Source organism: Pseudomonas sp. NFX183, from assembly GCF_047943075.1.
Lineage (GTDB): Bacteria > Pseudomonadota > Gammaproteobacteria > Pseudomonadales > Pseudomonadaceae > Aquipseudomonas.
Genome location: NZ_CP181333.1, coordinates 525,047 through 542,381 on the forward strand (window position 1 = coordinate 525,047; position 17,335 = coordinate 542,381).

Genomic DNA, 17,335 nt, shown 5'->3' on the forward strand with positions numbered 1-17,335 from the left:
CGCATTGGATAACACAAAAGCGGGTATAGTTTAGTGGCAAAACGAAAGCTTCCCAAGCTTTAGTTGAGGGTTCGATTCCCTCTACCCGCTCCATACTTTTTTGTTAAATTTCAGCCAGTTAACCCCTCCTCCTTCAGCCCTCAGCTGACCCGATCGACGACGCTCGCCCTGAAACGACGCCTAAAGATCCGAATTGCAACGCCAGAGTTTCCTAGTACGCATTTACCGCCTTGACCAACAAGCAATGCGCACTCAGGTGCACCTTGAATTCACATATCGACGGCAAGCTATATGTGCCTAGATAGCCACACCATTGCTAGACACCCCTCCGAAAGCAGCCTCAGGCACATTGGCCCAGCTAAGCCCCTTAGGCCTGGATTCACGGTATCATTTCTGACCTCACGAGCAGTTGTCCCACTGCGATCAAGGCACCCAGATGTCCGTCAAGTTCGTTCTCTTCGATGCGTTCGGCACCCTCGTCCGCATTCCAAAAGCCAGCCACCCATATCGCCAAATCCTTAAGGAAGGCATCCGTCAGGGCCGCAGGCCACGACCAGAAGACCTTCATCACATCATGGCTCGCCCTCTCTGTCTGAGCGATGCGGCAGAGCACTTCGGGATCAAGGTTCCTGCAGAGCTCATGACCGAGATCCAGGGGGCTCTCGAAGCGGAGCTGAGCCGCATTGAAGCCTACGAAGACGGGCTTTACGCGGTTGAAAGATTGCAGGCTGAGGGCGTGAAAATCGCTATCGCCTCTAACTTGGCAGCCCCGTATGGCGCGCCTGTTCGGCGTCTATACCCAACGGTAGACGCCTTTGGTTTCAGTTTCGCTGTAGGAGCACTGAAACCCCAGCCATTCCTTTACCGAGCCACTTGTGAGCTCTTGGGAGCGGAGATCACCGATAATGGTGGAGAAAAGAATGTGCTGATGATCGGCGATTCAGAGAAGTGCGACCGTGACGGCCCAATGTGCGTGGGCATCCAGGGATTTCTCCTGAACCGAAACGGCGGGAAGGATTTCACCAGCCTGGATGAGTTCGCAGACTCCGTCCTGGACACTCTCTAAGCGGGTGCGCGCCCTTGATCTGACGCGACGGAATACTCTGCGGATGGTGTTTTCGCAGCCCAATGCTTGATGCTTAGGAAAGCCAGGACTCGACTACATAGGCCCCGTACTCAAGCGATCAGGCGGCTAGAATCTCAAAGCCTGTTAACCATTTTTCTGATGTGTTAACTGCCAAGGTTTACAAGTCAAAAAAATGGTTTACACGCCGCTGGCGTGGGTATGCGTCCTGCAAATCAGCCAGACGCGGGACATGGCTCCGCAGTAGGGGAAACGCTGCGGGGTCGCAGAGCCCCCCCCCCTGAGACAGCATCGATGCCTAGCGCCCGCGCGCCCGACCTCCAAACCTAAATCCAGGCTCGCTTATTCATAGCCACAAAGGATGAAGCGGAGATGAGAAGGTTACACGGTGATGCGCCCGAGGCTCGAGCGAAATCCTGAGAAGGCCCCTGCTCAAAACCCTGAAAAAAGAGGCTGCGCGGTAGGGACGGATAGGATGCGCAATAACCAACAGTTATCGCTATAGCTAAACGATATAACTGCAAAATTGACAACACACAGCCGTCGGTCATCATTATATACACCACTTTACACTAATAGTCAATTATTATCTAAGTCGACTTTTGAAGTCAGGCCGTATCGATGAAAAATTTCACGATGGTTCAGGTGGGAAGGTACCGGCGGCTATTCGACGCTGAAGGCGCACCTGTCGACCTCTTTAACCGATTCGTCGTGGACATGAAGGAGGGTCAAGGGATTTCTGACAGCACCCAAGACGGTTACGCAGAGCACGTCGCTAACATGCTCGACTTCATGTGCGAGCTGGGATTGCTGGATCTAGGTACCCCCCCTCGCCCACGAACGCCCAGCGAGCTCTGAGCCTCTATCCTCGCCTCCTGGAAGACGCCGCCTTGATCGACGACCCCCAGCTGGCCCAAGTAGCCCAGAGCCTTGGGAGAACGCCGATTTCAAAGGCCTCGTGCGGCAAGCACTGCGCGGCCATCAACAAATTCAGCGAGTTCAGCGAGAGATTCGCGAACCAGGAGTACGCGCTAGAGCGGGCCTTGGGAGGTGAACGGACACGAGCGCCACTTCCTCCATTTCAACCTCAACAGCAGGCCCGATCACACTTCGAGACCCTCCGACTGGTACAGAACAGCGTCATCGCCAGCTGCATCAATGGCACGAAGCTCAAAGCGACAAGGCGCAAACCCCGCCTCTCGACCAAAGTGAAGGAGCAAACATTCGCGGGAAAAGATTTCCCCCGCAACCGCCTGATCGCGGCAATCAACCGTGCCAACAACAGTCGAGATCGCCTTCTGTGGCTCATGCTTGCAGCCACTGGCCTGCGCTTCAGCGAGGCCCTGCAGATGCGCCGTAGCGACATAGACCTGAAAAAGAGATCCATGCAGGCGCACGACCCCGATGGTGCCCGCAACCCCATCACGCAGGAAGAGAAGCGCCTACCAAACAAAGGCAGAAGAACCACTAGGATCTACATCCTGGCACCGCTGGAAGACATGCTCTTCGATGCCTTGGAAGCCTACCTGCACGAACGCCCTCAAGTGATCGAACAGGACTACCTCTTCCTGCACACGACCCCTGAAAAGTACGGGGAGCCACTCTGCACCTCCACCCCATTCAAAACGCTAAATGGAACGTGCAACCGAGCGTTCAAGAAAGCACAAATCGAAGGGGAAGAGAAACAGCACTTCTTCAGCCTCCATAGCCTGCGCCACTTCTACGCGACGTGGCTCAAGAATTGTGTTCGCGCCAAGGGGAGTCAAAAACTCGGTCTGGAGATATATCAGATCCAGAGATTGATGGGCCACAAACAGCTAACTACCACGATGCGTTACTGCCATGACGATCAAATTATTACCGACATGGTCATGGAGGTCGCTGACCTTTCCATGGCTGGCCAACTCAACGAGGTAGTGAATCGCCCCTAGTTTCGTAGACACCTCCAAGCCTTAAAATGAGGCCCATTAGGAGGTGCCATGAGCAACCAGCGTTATCCCGAAGAATTCAAAATCCAGGCGGTCAAGCAAGTGACCGAAAAGCAGCTTCCTGTCTCGGAGGTGGCTGCACGATTGGGTGTGTCTGTGCACAGCCTCTATGCCTGGGTTAAGCGCTACACCAAGCCTCAGGAACAGCGCGTTGAGGAGGATGATCAGAGCGCTGAGGTTCGTCGTCTACGTGCCGAGCTGAAACGGGTGACGGAGGAGCGAGACATCTTAAAAAAGGCCGCCGCGTACTTTGCCAAGGAGTGCGGCTGAAGTACGCCTTTATTAAGCAGCAAGCGGGTCATTACGCGATTCGACGGCTTTGCCTGACGCTCAAGGTTCATCCCAGCGGCTACTACGCGTGGCTATCAGAACCAAAATCTGCGCGAGCCAAGGACGATCAGCGACTGCTTGGATTGATCAAACACTCCTGGCTGGAAAGCGGTGGCGTTTATGGCTATCGAAAGATCCATGATGACCTGCGAGAGGTTGGTGAGAGCTGTGGCCGTCACCGGGTGGCTAGGTTGATGCGCCTTGAAGGTTTACGTTCTCAGACTGGGTATCGACGGAGGCCTGGAAAATACGGCGGTAAGCCAGCCGTTGCCTCACCGAACTTACTGAAGCGCCAATTCGATGTCAGAGAACCCAACAAAGTTTGGGTCACAGACATTACCTACATCCGAACATATGAAGGCTGGCTGTATTTGGCCGTGGTGCTCGATCTGTTTTCACGCCAGATCATTGGTTGGTCAATGAAGTCGCAGATGACCAGCGACGTAGCCATTGATGCACTGCTGATGGCGGTTTGGAGACGTAAGCCGAAGCAAGAGGTGATGATCCACTCGGATCAAGGCAGTCAGTACAGCAGCTCAGACTGGCGAAGCTTCTTGAAAGCTAACAACCTGGTAGCCAGCATGAGTCGTCGAGGTAATTGCCACGACAACGCTGTGGCGGAGAGCTTTTTCCAGTTGCTGAAGCGGGAACGGATCAAGCGTAAAATCTACACTACACGCCAGGATGCTCGAGATGATGTGTTCGATTACATCGAGATGTTTTACAACCCAAAACGACGCCACAGTTTCAACAATCAGCTGTCACCGGTAGAGTTTGAAAAGCGTTACGCAGCGAGCCTTGAGAGTGTCTAGAAAACCCGGGGCGATTCACTTAGCCATTAATAACGCCCCACCAATTGTAGCATAGGCAAGGCTCTTTTTTATGAGAGACCTCACCTAAAATCGAGGAACTTACTATATCTAATTCTTATCGACCAAATAATCGCTTTCGAGTAGTTCCGCCCCCTCTCTGGGGTGTACGACTGACTTCCTACAAGCTCATATGCAGGCTAGACGGCCTAGAGAGCAGTCTAAAAAACGATGGGGGGGGGTGACAGCTTGGGGAAAGGTGATGTCCTCCTGATCTGAGAGCTCCGGGGGTGAGTGGTTGGACGTATCTTACCCTGGCTCACAGGGCTGAGAGAGACCTGCTAAGCTGCACCTTGGTTCGCGTTCAAAAAAAACCATGAACGAACCTAAAATCGACGTAACCATATGTTTTATATATTATTTTAGTGCCATTTATACTTACACAACTACACAACACTAAGTAAATCGAGCGGAGTAATTGTTCGATTCCCTCTACCCGCTCCACTCACATTTCGCGCCTACGTCAGTTACGACGCAGGTGCATAAAAAACCGGTCCTTGTGGCCGGTTTTTTTATGGGCGCGATCTGTGCATTCGTCACCTGCCGCGCGCAAACCTGTACAAATCAATATTTTTGTACAAGTATAAATACCAAGCGCTGGCGCTTCGCCGCGCACGATTACGATCACGGAGCCCGGCAATGACACGTCTGCTGATTTCATTGTTGCTGGCGTTGAGTTTGAGCAGTTGCGGCAACGTCGAGGTCGCCCACTACGCCGACCAGAAACCGCCATTGGACCTGGAGCGTTTCTTCAGCAAGCCCGTCAAGGCCTGGGGGATTTTCCAGAAGCGTTCGGGCGAAGTGGCCAAGCGCTTTGAGGTCAATATCGCCAGCCGGCGCGAGGGCAACGCGCTGATTCTGGACGAGCGCTTTCTGTACAGCGATGGCACGCGTCAGCAGCGCGTATGGACGCTGACCCCGGATGGCCCGGGGCGCTGGCGCGGTCGAGCGGGTGACGTGGTCGGCGAAGCGATCGGCGAAGTGGCGGGTAACGCACTGCGTTGGCGCTACCGGCTCAACCTGCCGGTGGACGGTTCGGTCTACGAGGTCAGTTTTGATGACTGGATGTACTTGATGGACGAAGACACGCTGATCAACCGCTCCAGCATGACCAAGCTCGGCGTCGAATGGGGCCAGGTCACGCTGTTCTTTCGTCGCCAATGAAACACCCCACCGTGAGGGTTAACCATGAACCTGAAAATGCTCACTGAATTGGCCGAGAAAGGCGAGATACGCGAGTTGGAGCTGCTGTCGCTGGAGGGTGGTTTCTACATCGCGCGGGTCAGGTTGGATCATGTCGAAATGACGCTGGTGGACAATGACGCCAAGCCCATGCGCATCGGCTCCACCACGCACTTGCGCGACCTGTTGCAGCGGGTTCCGCCGTTTCCGTGTGTGCTGGTGCAGCACAGCGTGCACGATGAAATGTGCGGTGTCCGCGAAGGGCCGATCGGCGCGTTGCGTATACTGTTTACGCTGGCCTCGCCCCTTTAAACCCCATCACGTATCCCACGCTGCACCACCCACGCCAACGGCAAGGTCACCAGCAACATCACCGCCAGGACCATCACCGCCACCGGCACACCGAGCGCATCGCCGACCCCGCCGAACACCACCGGCGCCAGCGCTCCGCCGCCAATGGTGCCGGTGTAGAACACCGCAAAGGCCTGTTCGCGTTTGCCCGCGTTCGCCAGGTCCGGGACGGCGCCGTAGAGCACAGAAGACGTGCCGTTCAGCGCCAAGCCTAGCAGCGGCAACATCACCATCAAGCCACTCAGCGGCAGGTACACGGCTGTGACGATCAACAGCGCGGTGCTGGTTTCGGTCAGCCAGACGGTTTTCATCATGCCAATGCGCGCCCCCAGGTAGCCGCAAAGCAATTTGCCGAACGCACCGCCAATGAACAGCATCGTCAGCGCCAGCCCAATGCCCGCCGTGCCAGCGCCTTTGGCTTGCAGCAGAAACGGCAGAAACGTGAGAAAGCCCATGCGCACGGCGCTGTCGAGCGTACCGGTGAGGATCAGCGCACGCAGGCCTGCGACCGAGCCCGTGCCACCGGGCGGCCGGGCTTTTTCGGTGGCACCGGACTCGCGAACTTGAGCCGGCACCAGCCACCACAGCAATCCCGCTGCCGCCAGACCGAGCAGCCCCAGCAGGGTGGCGCTGGCGCGCCAACTGACGACGGTAAGCAGCAGGCCCACCACTCCAGGAATCAGGGTTTTGCCGATATCGCCGCTAAAGTTGTACTGGGACAGCGCCTGCTTGACGCCACCACCGTCTTCATAAGCGTCGGTGATCATCGAGGAGGCCAAGGGGTGTTGGGTGCTGGCGCCCAAACCGCCCAGCAGCAACGCCAACAGCAACAGGCTCAGCGATGTGGCTTGCCCCACCAATAAATAAGCGACACCCGCAAGCGCAGTGCCGCCCACCAGCAACGGCAAACGGCCCCAGCGTCGGGCGGCGCGGCTGGCCATCAGTTGGAACACGGCCATCATTGCGGAGTAGGCGCCACGCAACAGGCCGATCTGGGCGTAGGACAAGGCAAACTGCGCCTGCCAGATCGGCAGCAACACGTAGATAACGTCGGTGAGGCCATCGTGTACGGCGTGAGCGCTGCAACCGGCGATCAACGCGCGGCGCCGGCTGGAGGTTTCGCGCACAGGCACAGCAACAGTGTCATTCATGGTGTCGGGACCGGCTCAGGTTTGAGGGGCTTCCAGCCCGTCAGGGCGATCAGCAGGGTCAGCAGTTGAAAACCGATGATCAGCGCCACACAGCCGGCCCAGCCCCAGCGTTCCCAGATCAATGCCGGGACGATGGCACCGCAACTGCCGCCCAGGTAATAGCACGTCAGGTAAACCCCCACGGCGCCAGACTTGCTCTCACCGGCGGTGGCACTGATGAAAGCATTGGCGGCGGCCTGGGCCAGAAACACGCCGGTGGAACTGAGCGCCAGGCCCACCACAATGCACCACAGCGAAGGCGCCAGGGTCAGCGCCGAACCACCCATACCGAGCGCGGCGGCGACCGCCAGCAGTTCGGCGTGAGGTCTGGCTTTGCTGAGGCGCCCGGCGATGGGAATCACGATCAACGCCAGCAAAAACACCATGTAAAGCGTGCCCAGCGCCGCAGGCCCGAGGTTGAACGGTGGCAGGCCAAGGTGCAAACCTGCGTAAGTAAATGCCGCAACCTGGGAAAACAACACGCAAAAACCTACGCCGTACGCCGCCAGCAAAGGTCGGCGAAAAACACCTGAAGAAACCGCTCCAGGCCGTTCGCCGCGCGGCCGACTGGCGGGCAACAGAAACTGAATAAACCCACCGACCATCAGGCTCAACACCGCCAGCAGTTCGAACGCTTCGCGCCAGCCGACGTATTGCGTCATCACACCGGTGACGAAACGCCCGGCGAACCCGCCCAGTACCGTGCCCGCCACGTACAGGCTAGTGACCTCGGTCACCGTCGCGCCACGCCAACGGTCGCCGATGTAAGCCACGCTGGTGGCAAACACCACCGGAATCAACATGCCCTGCACAAACCGCCACACCAGCACGTCGGCAAAACTGCTGGCGTAGGCGGTCATCAGCGCAGGAACGGCCAGCAGCAGCGCGGCCACGGCGATGACCGTGCGCTGTTCGAAGCGCCCGGTCAGCCGGCTGACAAAGGGCGCGGTGATCGCCACCGCCAGGGTGGTGACCGTGATGCTCCAGCCCGCGTCCTTGGCGCTAATATGAAACTGCGCCGCAAAGGTCGCGAGGATGCTTTGGGTGGCGTAGAGGTTGAGAAACGCCGCGCAGCCACACAGGAACAGGGCAAGACGGGCACAATGCAGGCGCGGTTTCATGAAACCTCTCGTTTTATTTTGCAACGCCTTTATAGAATGGCCGTCGGGTCTTAAACCAATACCGATTTCGAACCGATCAATACCCAAGGATCAGGATGCTCGACCTACGCAAGCTGCGTTACTTTCTGACGGTCGCCGAAGAATTGCACTTCGGCCGCGCGGCACTGCGCCTGCACCTGGCCCAGCCGCCGCTGACCCGGCAGATATCAGCGCTGGAGACAGAGCTGGGGTTCAAGCTGTTTGATCGCACCAGCCGCACGGTTTCTCTCACCGCCCAGGGCCGTTCGTTCTTGCCCTACGCGCGCGGCGTGTTGGAGCAGGTTGAATTGGCACAGGTCATCGCCGGCAAACTGGCAGCGGGCACTGCAGGCCAATTGGCGCTCGGGTATGTCAGCTCGATCGCGTTGTCGGACCTGTTCAGCCAAGCGATCCAGGCCTTCGCCCAACGCTTGCCCGATGTGCAGTTGACCTTGGTGGAGTGCGCCTCTGGCAGCCTCGGCGCGCAGGTGGCAGACGGCCGGCTGGATATCGGATTGAGTCGGCTGTTGCCGCAGACAGCAGACGTTCACGCGTTGTCGTTGGGCGAAGAGCGGCTGGTGGCCGCGGTGTCCAGCGACAGTCCGCTGGCCAAGCTGGCGCAGGTCAGCTTGACGCAACTCAGTGCGTATCCGCTGATTCTGTTCCCGGCCGACTACGGGTCGGGCCTGAACCAATCCATCGAGCACCTTTACCGCCGCCACGCCCAGCCTTTGCGCGCGGGGCCAACCGGGCGGCAGATCACCTCGATCATTGCCTTGGTGGCCGCCGCGCAAGGCGTGGCGTTGGTGCCCGCCTGTACCCAAAGCCTGATGAACAAGGGCGTGACGTATCGGCCGCTGGTGGAGGCGGATGCGTGCGCGCAATTGTTGGTGTTGACGCCCGCGCAAAGGAAAAATGTATTGGCTGATGCATTTCTCGCCATCCTTGCGCAGGTGTTACACAGCCGGTAATGCCTTGGAAAAAACCGTAAGACCTCGTTCAAACGACACGCCGAGACGCTCATTCAACACCGACCATCGACCGTCGTCAGACGGCATGTTCATCTCTCGGTAACGGGTATTTCCATTGGCCCAACGGGCGCCAATGGAACGGCCAGCCCCTAGAGGAATTTGATCGCAAGAAACGCGGTTTCCAAACAGGCAGATGGCATTACAGTAGCGTCCTGGCTTTTAACACCCGCCCTTCGAGGAGCCCGCTCATGCCCTACGAATACACGCTCATGCCCTCCCCCGTCGGCCAGCTCACCCTGGTGGCCCGCGACGGCAAGCTCAACGCAATCCTCTGGGAACAAGAACGCGCTAACCGCGTACGCCTGGGCGAGTTGCGCGAGGCCAACGACAGCCCGGTGTTGTTGGAAACCGCGCGCCAGCTACGCGAGTATTTCGCCGGCGCACGCAGCCAGTTCGAGCTGGAACTGGATTTCAACGGCACGCCTTTTCAACAGCAGATCTGGCAGGCGCTGCTGACCATCCCGTTTGGCGAAACCCGCAGCTACAGCCAGATCGCCGAGCAAATCGGCAACCCCAAGGCCGTGCGCGCGGTGGGCGCCGCCAACGGGCGTAACCCCATCTCGATCGTTGCGCCCTGCCATCGGGTAATAGGCGCCTCCGGTGGGCTGACCGGGTTCGCCGGAGGGCTTGGCGCCAAACAATACTTGCTCGCGCTGGAAGGTGGACGCCAGGCAGAACTGGGCTTGTGAGGCGAGCCGCGACAAAAACGTACAACTTTGTTCACCGGCGCTTTTGTAAAAAGAAATTTCAAAGAACTGCTGCGGTCCATAATTTCATCACCCACCCCTTAAGGAAAAACGGTCATGAAATTCTCCGCAGTCTCTCAATCCTTGTCCCGCTGGGCAGGCAGCGCCCGGACGTTCTATGCGGCCGTCGCGTTGATTTTCCTGTGGAGCCTGAGCGGACCCTATTTCCACTACAACGACACCTGGCAGTTGATCATCAACACCTCGACCACCATCATCACCTTCCTGATGGTCTTCCTGATCCAGAACACACAAAACCGCGACAACGACATCCTGCATATCAAGATCGACGAACTGCTGCGCGTCTCCAAGGATGCCCAGAACGCCGTGTTGAGCCTGGATGGCCTGGACCGCAAAGAACTGGAACAACTGCGCAAGCAATACCGCAGCATCGGTGACACCGGCACGGTCAGCTTGAGCTCCAGTTGTGGTGAAAGGGTCGACGATGCGCACCCCAACAAAACCGACTTGAATCAAGCCTGAAAAAAAACGGCGGCTGGAAATCATCCAACCGCCGTTTTTCATTTCAGGTGACGCAATCAACCGTCGCCTTGATGACCTTTACCGTAAGTCGAGGCCAGGGCACGGGCTTTTTGCAGACGCTCTTCGAGCTTGGGCAGCGTCTCGTCCACCAGCGCTTTTATCTCAGGCACATCCGACGCCGCGCCTTCTTTCTTGAACAGGGCGATGGCGTCTTCGTTTTCCTTGACCTGCTGCGCGGTGTAGGCGGCGTCGAAGGAGTCGCCGTCCTTGAGTTCAGGCATCAGGGTTTCGGCCTTGTCGACGATCTTCTCGCGCGGGGCCACGGGCAAGTCGAGCTTCTTGGCGATGGCCGCCAAATGCTGGTTGGCCAGGGTGCGTTCGTTGATGACCTCGATGGTGTAGTCCTTGATTTCCTGGGACGACGTCCTGGCGTGGGCCATGCGACTGGTTTCGATATCGGCCATCCCTTTGGCCGAAGCCTGCTCGATGAATTCAGCAGGCGACTGGGCGAAAGCATTGCTGGCGCCGAGGCCCAGCAGCATCGCGAAACTGGCGGTGCGTAACCGGATAGCCATGCGGCTCATGATGGGTTCCTCCAGGGCAAAAATAGGGGCGGGGAAATACGCCCCGCCCTGAATTCGAATTTTCAGGGCGGCAAAGGTTTAGAAAAAACTCGCCAGCGCGACGAACGGTCGTCGTCGCCTCAAGCCGGTTTGCTGGCGAACAGCCCTGGCAATGCGTGCGCCAAGGCGTTAATGGCGAAGCCGATAAACATCACGCCACACAGCCTGGTGATCAGGATTTCATGCCGCTGGTACACCGTGCGCACACGCTGGGCGCCCACCACGCCGATCAGAATCGCGTAAGCCAGCAGGCCGCCGATGAAACTCAGCAAGATCAACGACGGCAGCATTGCCCATGTCAGCAACTCGGCACGGCTGGACAGCAGCGCCGTAAAGGTTGCAACCGCCACCGGGTAGGCCTTGGGGTTGGTCAAGCCGAACAGAATGCCGTGCCAGAACGGATGGCGCGCCGCGCCCTGAGGCGCATCGCTGCTGCGGCGCTGGGTGCGAATCGCTCGCCAGCCAAGCCAGAACAAGTACACACCGCTGAGCACGCCCAGCACATCAAAGGCACTGCTGCCGACTTCCCGCGCGCCCACAATGGCGACCAGCGCCGTACTGCACCACACCACATCACCCAGCAAGTGCCCGCACAGAAAACCCGCCCCGGCGCGACGGCCGCGAGACGCGCCGATACCAAATACCGCCAGGACGCCCGGCCCAGGCGTAATCCCGTAGATAAAACCCGACGCGAGGACAGCTAACAGTAAGGATGGGGTCATGGACGCGACTCTGACAGACGGTTGAAGAGGTGCAGGGATTCTGCACGTTCTGGCGCTACGGGTAAAACTGCATGCCTGCATAAGGCTTGGCACGGCAGGCGTGAAGGCGCGAAGCCAAGTCGCCGACATGCGCCTCGAGCTTGTGCCCATCGGGGTCGAGAAAGTAGAACGAGGCACCTTCACTGCGGTTGTCGCGCCACTCTTGCACCTTGGCGTCTCGCAAGCGCGCCACCAGCGCGGCGAACTCGTGGGCGGCGGCGGTGAACGCGTAATGGGTGTAATCCGCCGCAGGTGTGGTTGAACGTGAAGGATCGAGCGACAGGCACAGCCACAAACCGGGCAAGGAGAGGTAGGCGCCCTGGTCCCAGGTGGCGTCGAGCTTAAGCTGCAGCAGCTCATGGTAGAAGCTGACGCTGCGGTTCAAGTCTGTCACGGCAAGGGTCAGGTGGTTGAAGCCTGAGAACATGAGAGTTTTTTCCTGTGATCGATAGCCTTAGGACAGCACACCTTGCACCTGCCCAATCAGCCACTGCAACCCCGAATCGCCGCCCCGCCGTGCATGCCACGCCAGTTCAACGGCAAACGAGGAGATATGAAACGGTGGCGGCACGGCCAGCAGATGCTGTTGATCGATGTTGAGCAAGCCCCTGGATGACACCGTCAAAATCAGGTCGGTGCCCTGGATCAGCTGCGGCGCCACGCCCCAATGCGGCAGGCTGATTGCCACATGGCGTCGTTCACGAATGGCCGTCAACGCCCGCTCGATTTCCGGCGTGCCGCTGCCGCGCATTTCCAACAGCACGTGCGGGCGCGACAAATAGGTGGGCAGGTCAAGCACGCCACTGGGCGGCAGGCTGTTGCGGTCCACCAGGCAGGTGTAATGCTCCTCAAACAAAGGCGTGGTGCGCAGTTCGGCGGGCATATCGGGGAAGACCCCGGCGGCCAGGTCGATGTCGCCGTTGAGCACGGCGTCTACCATGCCTTCACGGCTGGCCTGGACGATTTGCAGGTCGATGCCAGGGGCTTCACGGCGCAGAACGCGGACCAGCGCCGGCAGGAAAATCGCCGCGCTGTAGTCCGACATCGCCACGCGAAACCTGCGCTTGGCCGACGCCGGGTCAAACCGGTTCGGCGCCAGCAGTGCTTGCACCTGGGCCAGGGCTTCAGCCAAAGGCGTCGCCAACTCCAGGGCTCGCGCGGTCGGCACCAATGTTCCGCCCTGGCGCACCAGCAAGGGGTCACCCAGCAGATCCCGCAAACGCGCCAATGCATGGCTGACTGCCGGCTGGCTCAGGTGCAGACGCTCGGCGGCGCGGGTGACGTGTTGCTCGCTGAGCAAGGCTTCCAGAATCACCAGCAAGTTGAGATCGACGCGACGCAGATCATTCATCGGCTGCATGCTCAGCATAAGAATTTGGAATTTAAATTTGCGCGACGAATAGTCTAGAGTCCAGCAAAACCTCTGGGAGATTCGAAATGACGACGTTGCATTGGCTGGGTTTGCTGGCGCTGGCGGTGATCGCCGGGGCGGTGGTGCCGTTTCAAAGTGCGATCAACGCCAACCTCGGGCGCGGGCTCGGTCACCCGTTGTGGGCCACGCTGGCGTCACTGTTGGTGAGTATTATCGTGCTGCTGCCGGTCATTCTGGCGCTGCGTTTACCGCTGCCGAGCCTGGCGTTCATCACTCAAGCGCCGTTGTGGATGTGGGCCGGGGGTGCCTTTGGCGTGTGCTTTATTTCCCTGGCGCTGATGCTGTTGCCCAAGCTCGGCGCGTCGGGGTTCATTGCCTTGGCCATGGCCGGACAGATTCTCGCCTCACTGTTGCTCGATCACTTCGGGCTGTTCGGCCTGGTGGAGCGCCAACTGACAACGCCCCGCGTGTTGGGGGCGCTGTTGTTGATTGGCGGCGTGGTGTTGATTCAGTTCAGCAGCACGCCCGCCCGAGCGTTGGCAGCGACAGGCTGATCAGGCCTTGTCGAGCGTACGCAGCTTGTGTGGCAAGCCCCACAACAACAATGCAGCGGCCAACAGGGCGCACATGCCGATCACATACAGCGCCGGGGTGGTGCTGCCGGTGAGGTCCTTGATCCGCCCCACCATCACCGGGCTGACGATGCCGCCGAACTGACCGAGGGTGTTGATCACCGCGATGCCGCCGGCCGCACCGGCTCCCGCGCCCGCCAGCAGTTTGGGCGGCAAGGTCCAGAAGGTCGGGATCGAGGCGATGATGCCCGCGCCCAGCATGCCCAGGGCGATGATCAGGAACGTGGTGTGGTCGGCAAAAACCCCGGCGCTGAAAAAACCAATCGCCCCCAACACCACCAGACCACAGACAAACTTGCGCCGCTCGCCGGTGGCGTCCGACAGCCGCCCGATCACCACCATGCTGATCGCGCCGCACACATAGGGAATCGCGGTGAGCAGGCCGATCATCACCGGGCTCTGGGTGCCGGCGCTGCGGATCAACTGCGGTGCCCAGAAGTTGAGCCCGTAGGACGCGACCTGGATCAGGAAGTAGATAAAGCCGAGCATCAAAAAGCCTGGAATGCGGATCGCCGACAGCAGCGAACCCCCGTGCTGATTCGGCTCATGCCTGGCGATTTTGCTCGACAGCAAGGTCTTCTCTGCAGGCGTCAGCCACTGCGCGTCTTCAATACGGTCTTTGAGCAACGTCAGCACCAGAAACCCCAGGCCGATGCAGGGCAAGCCGCCGAGCAGAAACAACCAGTGCCAGCCGCGCATCTGCAACACGCCGTCCAGATGTTCCAACACCAGCCCCGAGAACGGCGCGCCGACCAACCCCGCGAAGGCCGAAGCCAGGAACAGCAGCGAGGTGATGCGCCCACGAAAGTGCTGCGGAAACCACAAGGTCAGGTAATACAGCACGCCCGGCGCGAAGCCAGCTTCCATGGCGCCGATGATGAAACGCAGGCCGTAGAACTGCCACTCGGCGGTGACAAACACCATGGCCGCCGTGGCCAGGCCCCACGACATCATGATCCGCGCGATCCAGCGCCGCGCGCCGACCTTGTACAGCATCATGTTGCTCGGCACTTCGAAGATCACATAGCCGACCACAAACAGCCCGGCACCCAGGCCATAAGCGGTGTCGCTCAGGCTCAGGTCGGTTTGCAGTTGGAACTTGGCGAAGCTGATGTTGATGCGGTCAAAAAACGCGAACAGGTAGCACACCATGATCAGCGGCATCAGGCGCCAGGCGACCTTGCTGACCAGGGCTTTTTCGGCATCGATCTCAGCGGCCGGGCGCGCGCCGGCCCCTAACGTATTAGTGCTCATGCTTTCTCTCCAGCGGGCTGCTCAACGGCGCCCGATTGTTTTTGTTGTCTGGTGCGGTGTTACAGCGTGGCGATGTAAGCGGGCGGCGGATGCAGGTCGCAATTGCGCCCGGCCTTGGCCACCTGGCCGGGCAGCTCATGGCCAAGCAGCGCCGGCAGTCGGCGGGACATGTGCAGCAGGTGCGGCAGGTCGATCCCGGTAGTAATCCCAACCTCCTCGCACAGGTTGACCAGGTCTTCGGTGCAGATATTGCCCGACGCCCCCGGCGCAAACGGGCAACCGCCGAGGCCGCCCAGGGCCGCATCAAAACGCCGGGCGCCGGCCTCGTAAGCCGCCAGCACATTGCACAAGCCCAGGCCACGGGTGTTGTGAAAATGCAGGGTCAGATCGCTGGCTGGCACATGCTGCAATACACGTTTGACCAGGCGCTCAACTTGGCGCGGGTTGGCCATGCCGGTGGTGTCGGCCAGGGTGATGCCCTGGATGCCCAACGCGCGATAGGCATCGACGATTTGCAGCACGCGGTCTTCATCAATCTTGCCTTCGAACGGGCAACCGAAGGTGGTGGCGATGCTGCCGTTGAGGCGTACCGGGTAGTCGGCGGCAACGCTGACGATGTCTTTAAAAGCCGCCAACGACGCCTCGCAACGCATGCGCATATTTGCCAGGTTGTGGGTCTGGCTGGCGGACATCACCAGGTTCAACTCATCGGCGCCGGACTCGATGGCGCGCTGAGCGCCCTTGAGGTTGGGGATCAACGCCACATAAATCACCCCGGGCTTGCGTGCGATGCCCTGGAACACTTGCTCGCCATCACGCAACGCCGGAATGGCCTTGGGCGAGACAAATGAACCGGCTTCGATCCGCGAAAACCCGGCCAGCGACAGCTGGTCGATCAACGCGATTTTGTCGGCGGTCTCGACCCAGGTCGGCTCGATCTGCAGGCCATCGCGCGGGGACACTTCCTGCACGATCAGCGGGTCGGAATAATCGGTGATCATTGCACCACTCCCGAGGTTTTCAGGCGTTGGATATCGGTATCGGTCAGGCCGAGGCTGCCGAGGATGTCGTCGGTGTGCTGGCCCAGGGTCGGGCCTTGCCAGTTCACCGCGCCGGGGGTTTCGGACAGCTTGGGCACGATGCCGGGCATTTTTACCGACACGCCGCCAGGCAGTTCGGCATTGAGCAGCATGTCGCGCGCCTGGTAATGCGGGTCGCTGACGATATCGGCCACCGAATAGATGCGCCCGGCCGGCACCTCGGCAGCCTCCAGGGCGCTGAGCACCTGGTCGATGGGCAAGCTGCTGGTCCAGTGCGTGATCGCCGCGTCGAGCAAGCCACTTTTCGCCGCGCGGCCATCGTTATGGGCAAACTCCGGCGCGTCGGCCAGGTCGGCGCGGCCGATGGTGGTCATCAAACGCTTGTAGATCGGGTCACTGTTACCGGCGATCACCACATAGGCACCGTCGGCGGTCAGGTAGGTATTGGATGGCGCGATGCCGGGCAAGGCGCCGCCGCTGCGCTCGCGCACGTGGCCGAGCATGTCGTATTCAGGCACCAGGCTTTCCATCAGGTTGAACACGCTTTCGGCCAACGACACATCGACAATCTGCCCGTCGCCCTGCCCGGTCTTGACCCGCAGCAGCGACATCAGCGCGCCGATCACACCGTGCAGTGACGCGAGGGAATCGCCCAGGCTCACGCCCACCCGCGCCGGTGGCGAGTCCGGGTTGCCGGTGGTGTAGCGGATGCCGCCCATGGCCTCGCCGATGGCACCGAAGCCCGGGCGGTCGCGGTAGGGGCCGGTCTGGCCATAGCCAGAGATGCGCACCAGGGTCAGCTTGGGGTTGAGGGCGTGCAACACGTCCCAGCCCAGCCCGAGTTTTTCCAGGCCACCGGGGCGCAGGTTTTCGATCAGCACGTCGGCGTCGCCGAGCAATTGCTTGATCAAACCCAGGCCTTCCGGGGACTTGAGGTCCAATGCCAGGGATTTCTTGTTGCGCGATTGCAGGTACCACCACAGCGAAGTGCCTTCGTGCAGCTTTCGCCATTTACGAAGCGGATCGCCCTGACCCAGGGCTTCGATCTTGATCACCTCGGCGCCAAACTCGGCCATCAGCCGGGCGGCGAACGGCGCGGCAATCAGGGTGCCGATCTCAATCACCTTGATACCGCTCAATGGAGCCGTCATGGGGTGTGCCTCTTATTCTTGGAATGTGTGGCCAAGGCTAGAGGACAGCCGTGGGAGAAATCCAACCGTCAGTTGGCAAGCAGCGTTCGTGGATTGCGAACGGCTACGC

General features: G+C 59.7%; 18 protein-coding genes and 1 tRNA gene. 10 read left to right on the top strand and 9 right to left on the bottom strand.

Annotated elements, in window-relative coordinates:
* The first annotated feature begins 19 nt into the window (after positions 1 to 19).
* From ACM530_RS02605 to ACM530_RS02630, 6 genes are all read left to right on the top strand, one after another.
* Positions 20 to 93, top strand: a tRNA-Gly gene (locus tag ACM530_RS02605).
* A 343-nt stretch (positions 94 to 436) separates the two neighbouring features.
* Positions 437 to 1,066 (top strand): HAD family hydrolase, encoded by a 630-nt coding sequence (locus ACM530_RS02610; protein WP_416364207.1) that lies wholly within the window; start codon positions 437 to 439, stop codon positions 1,064 to 1,066.
* A 908-nt stretch (positions 1,067 to 1,974) separates the two neighbouring features.
* Positions 1,975 to 3,015 carry a tyrosine-type recombinase/integrase gene (locus ACM530_RS02615; protein ID WP_416364208.1) on the top strand — a complete coding sequence of 347 codons (1,041 nt, stop codon included), beginning with the start codon at positions 1,975 to 1,977 and terminating at the stop codon, positions 3,013 to 3,015.
* 48 nt (positions 3,016 to 3,063) lie between these two features.
* A protein-coding gene (locus tag ACM530_RS02620; protein WP_104502081.1) for an IS3 family transposase occupies positions 3,064 to 4,214 on the top strand; the annotation gives its coding sequence in 2 pieces (ribosomal slippage) (positions 3,064 to 3,298 and positions 3,298 to 4,214; 1,152 coding nt in all).
* 696 nt (positions 4,215 to 4,910) lie between these two features.
* A complete protein-coding gene (locus ACM530_RS02625; RefSeq protein ID WP_242194118.1) occupies positions 4,911 to 5,435 on the top strand; it encodes a DUF3833 domain-containing protein in 525 nt (174 codons plus the stop codon).
* Positions 5,436 to 5,459: 24 nt separating this feature from the next.
* Positions 5,460 to 5,765 carry a DUF6482 family protein gene (locus tag ACM530_RS02630; protein ID WP_416364209.1) on the top strand — a complete coding sequence of 102 codons (306 nt, stop codon included), beginning with the start codon at positions 5,460 to 5,462 and terminating at the stop codon, positions 5,763 to 5,765.
* Here ACM530_RS02630 and ACM530_RS02635 read toward each other — a convergent pair.
* A complete protein-coding gene (locus ACM530_RS02635) occupies positions 5,762 to 6,955 on the bottom strand; it encodes an MFS transporter (protein WP_416364210.1) in 1,194 nt (397 codons plus the stop codon). The genes ACM530_RS02630 and ACM530_RS02635 overlap by 4 nt on opposite strands.
* On the bottom strand, positions 6,952 to 8,115 hold the full coding sequence (locus tag ACM530_RS02640) for an MFS transporter (RefSeq protein ID WP_416364211.1): 1,164 nt from the start codon (positions 8,113 to 8,115) through the stop codon (positions 6,952 to 6,954). Before ACM530_RS02640 ends, ACM530_RS02635 begins: the two co-directional genes overlap by 4 nt.
* 95 nt (positions 8,116 to 8,210) lie before the next feature.
* Between ACM530_RS02640 and ACM530_RS02645 the strand changes: the two genes are divergently transcribed.
* The 3 genes from ACM530_RS02645 to ACM530_RS02655 all read left to right on the top strand — a co-directional run bounded on the left by ACM530_RS02645 (position 8,211) and on the right by ACM530_RS02655 (position 10,393).
* Complete coding sequence (locus ACM530_RS02645; protein WP_416364212.1) at positions 8,211 to 9,104, top strand: LysR family transcriptional regulator; 894 nt, start codon at positions 8,211 to 8,213, stop codon at positions 9,102 to 9,104.
* A gap of 248 nt (positions 9,105 to 9,352) precedes the next feature.
* Complete coding sequence (locus ACM530_RS02650) at positions 9,353 to 9,853, top strand: methylated-DNA--[protein]-cysteine S-methyltransferase (protein ID WP_416364213.1); 501 nt, start codon at positions 9,353 to 9,355, stop codon at positions 9,851 to 9,853.
* A gap of 114 nt (positions 9,854 to 9,967) precedes the next feature.
* On the top strand, positions 9,968 to 10,393 hold the full coding sequence (locus tag ACM530_RS02655; protein WP_145162849.1) for a low affinity iron permease family protein: 426 nt from the start codon (positions 9,968 to 9,970) through the stop codon (positions 10,391 to 10,393).
* A 56-nt stretch (positions 10,394 to 10,449) separates the two neighbouring features.
* Here ACM530_RS02655 and ACM530_RS02660 read toward each other — a convergent pair whose 3' ends face one another.
* From ACM530_RS02660 to ACM530_RS02675, 4 genes are all read right to left on the bottom strand, one after another.
* Positions 10,450 to 10,977 (bottom strand): DUF4142 domain-containing protein, encoded by a 528-nt coding sequence (locus ACM530_RS02660; RefSeq protein WP_106577041.1) that lies wholly within the window; start codon positions 10,975 to 10,977, stop codon positions 10,450 to 10,452.
* A 119-nt stretch (positions 10,978 to 11,096) separates the two neighbouring features.
* Positions 11,097 to 11,738, bottom strand: a complete 642-nt coding sequence (locus tag ACM530_RS02665) for a LysE family translocator (RefSeq protein WP_416364214.1) — start codon at positions 11,736 to 11,738, stop codon at positions 11,097 to 11,099.
* 55 nt (positions 11,739 to 11,793) lie between these two features.
* Positions 11,794 to 12,204 carry a fosfomycin resistance glutathione transferase gene (gene fos, locus ACM530_RS02670; protein ID WP_145162845.1) on the bottom strand — a complete coding sequence of 137 codons (411 nt, stop codon included), beginning with the start codon at positions 12,202 to 12,204 and terminating at the stop codon, positions 11,794 to 11,796.
* A 27-nt stretch (positions 12,205 to 12,231) separates the two neighbouring features.
* Positions 12,232 to 13,137 (bottom strand): LysR family transcriptional regulator, encoded by a 906-nt coding sequence (locus ACM530_RS02675; protein WP_416364215.1) that lies wholly within the window; start codon positions 13,135 to 13,137, stop codon positions 12,232 to 12,234.
* Positions 13,138 to 13,214: 77 nt separating this feature from the next.
* Between ACM530_RS02675 and ACM530_RS02680 the strand changes: the two genes are divergently transcribed.
* Positions 13,215 to 13,703 carry a DMT family transporter gene (locus tag ACM530_RS02680; protein WP_242194130.1) on the top strand — a complete coding sequence of 163 codons (489 nt, stop codon included), beginning with the start codon at positions 13,215 to 13,217 and terminating at the stop codon, positions 13,701 to 13,703.
* Here ACM530_RS02680 and ACM530_RS02685 read toward each other — a convergent pair whose 3' ends face one another.
* The 3 genes from ACM530_RS02685 to ACM530_RS02695 are packed head-to-tail and all read right to left on the bottom strand — an operon-like array spanning position 13,704 to position 17,226.
* On the bottom strand, positions 13,704 to 15,035 hold the full coding sequence (locus ACM530_RS02685; protein WP_416364216.1) for an MFS transporter: 1,332 nt from the start codon (positions 15,033 to 15,035) through the stop codon (positions 13,704 to 13,706). It lies immediately after the preceding gene.
* 59 nt (positions 15,036 to 15,094) lie between these two features.
* A complete protein-coding gene (locus ACM530_RS02690) occupies positions 15,095 to 16,036 on the bottom strand; it encodes a hydroxymethylglutaryl-CoA lyase (protein WP_416364217.1) in 942 nt (313 codons plus the stop codon).
* Positions 16,033 to 17,226 (bottom strand): CaiB/BaiF CoA transferase family protein, encoded by a 1,194-nt coding sequence (locus ACM530_RS02695; protein WP_145162835.1) that lies wholly within the window; start codon positions 17,224 to 17,226, stop codon positions 16,033 to 16,035. Before ACM530_RS02695 ends, ACM530_RS02690 begins: the two co-directional genes overlap by 4 nt.
* Positions 17,227 to 17,335: the final 109 nt, after the last annotated feature.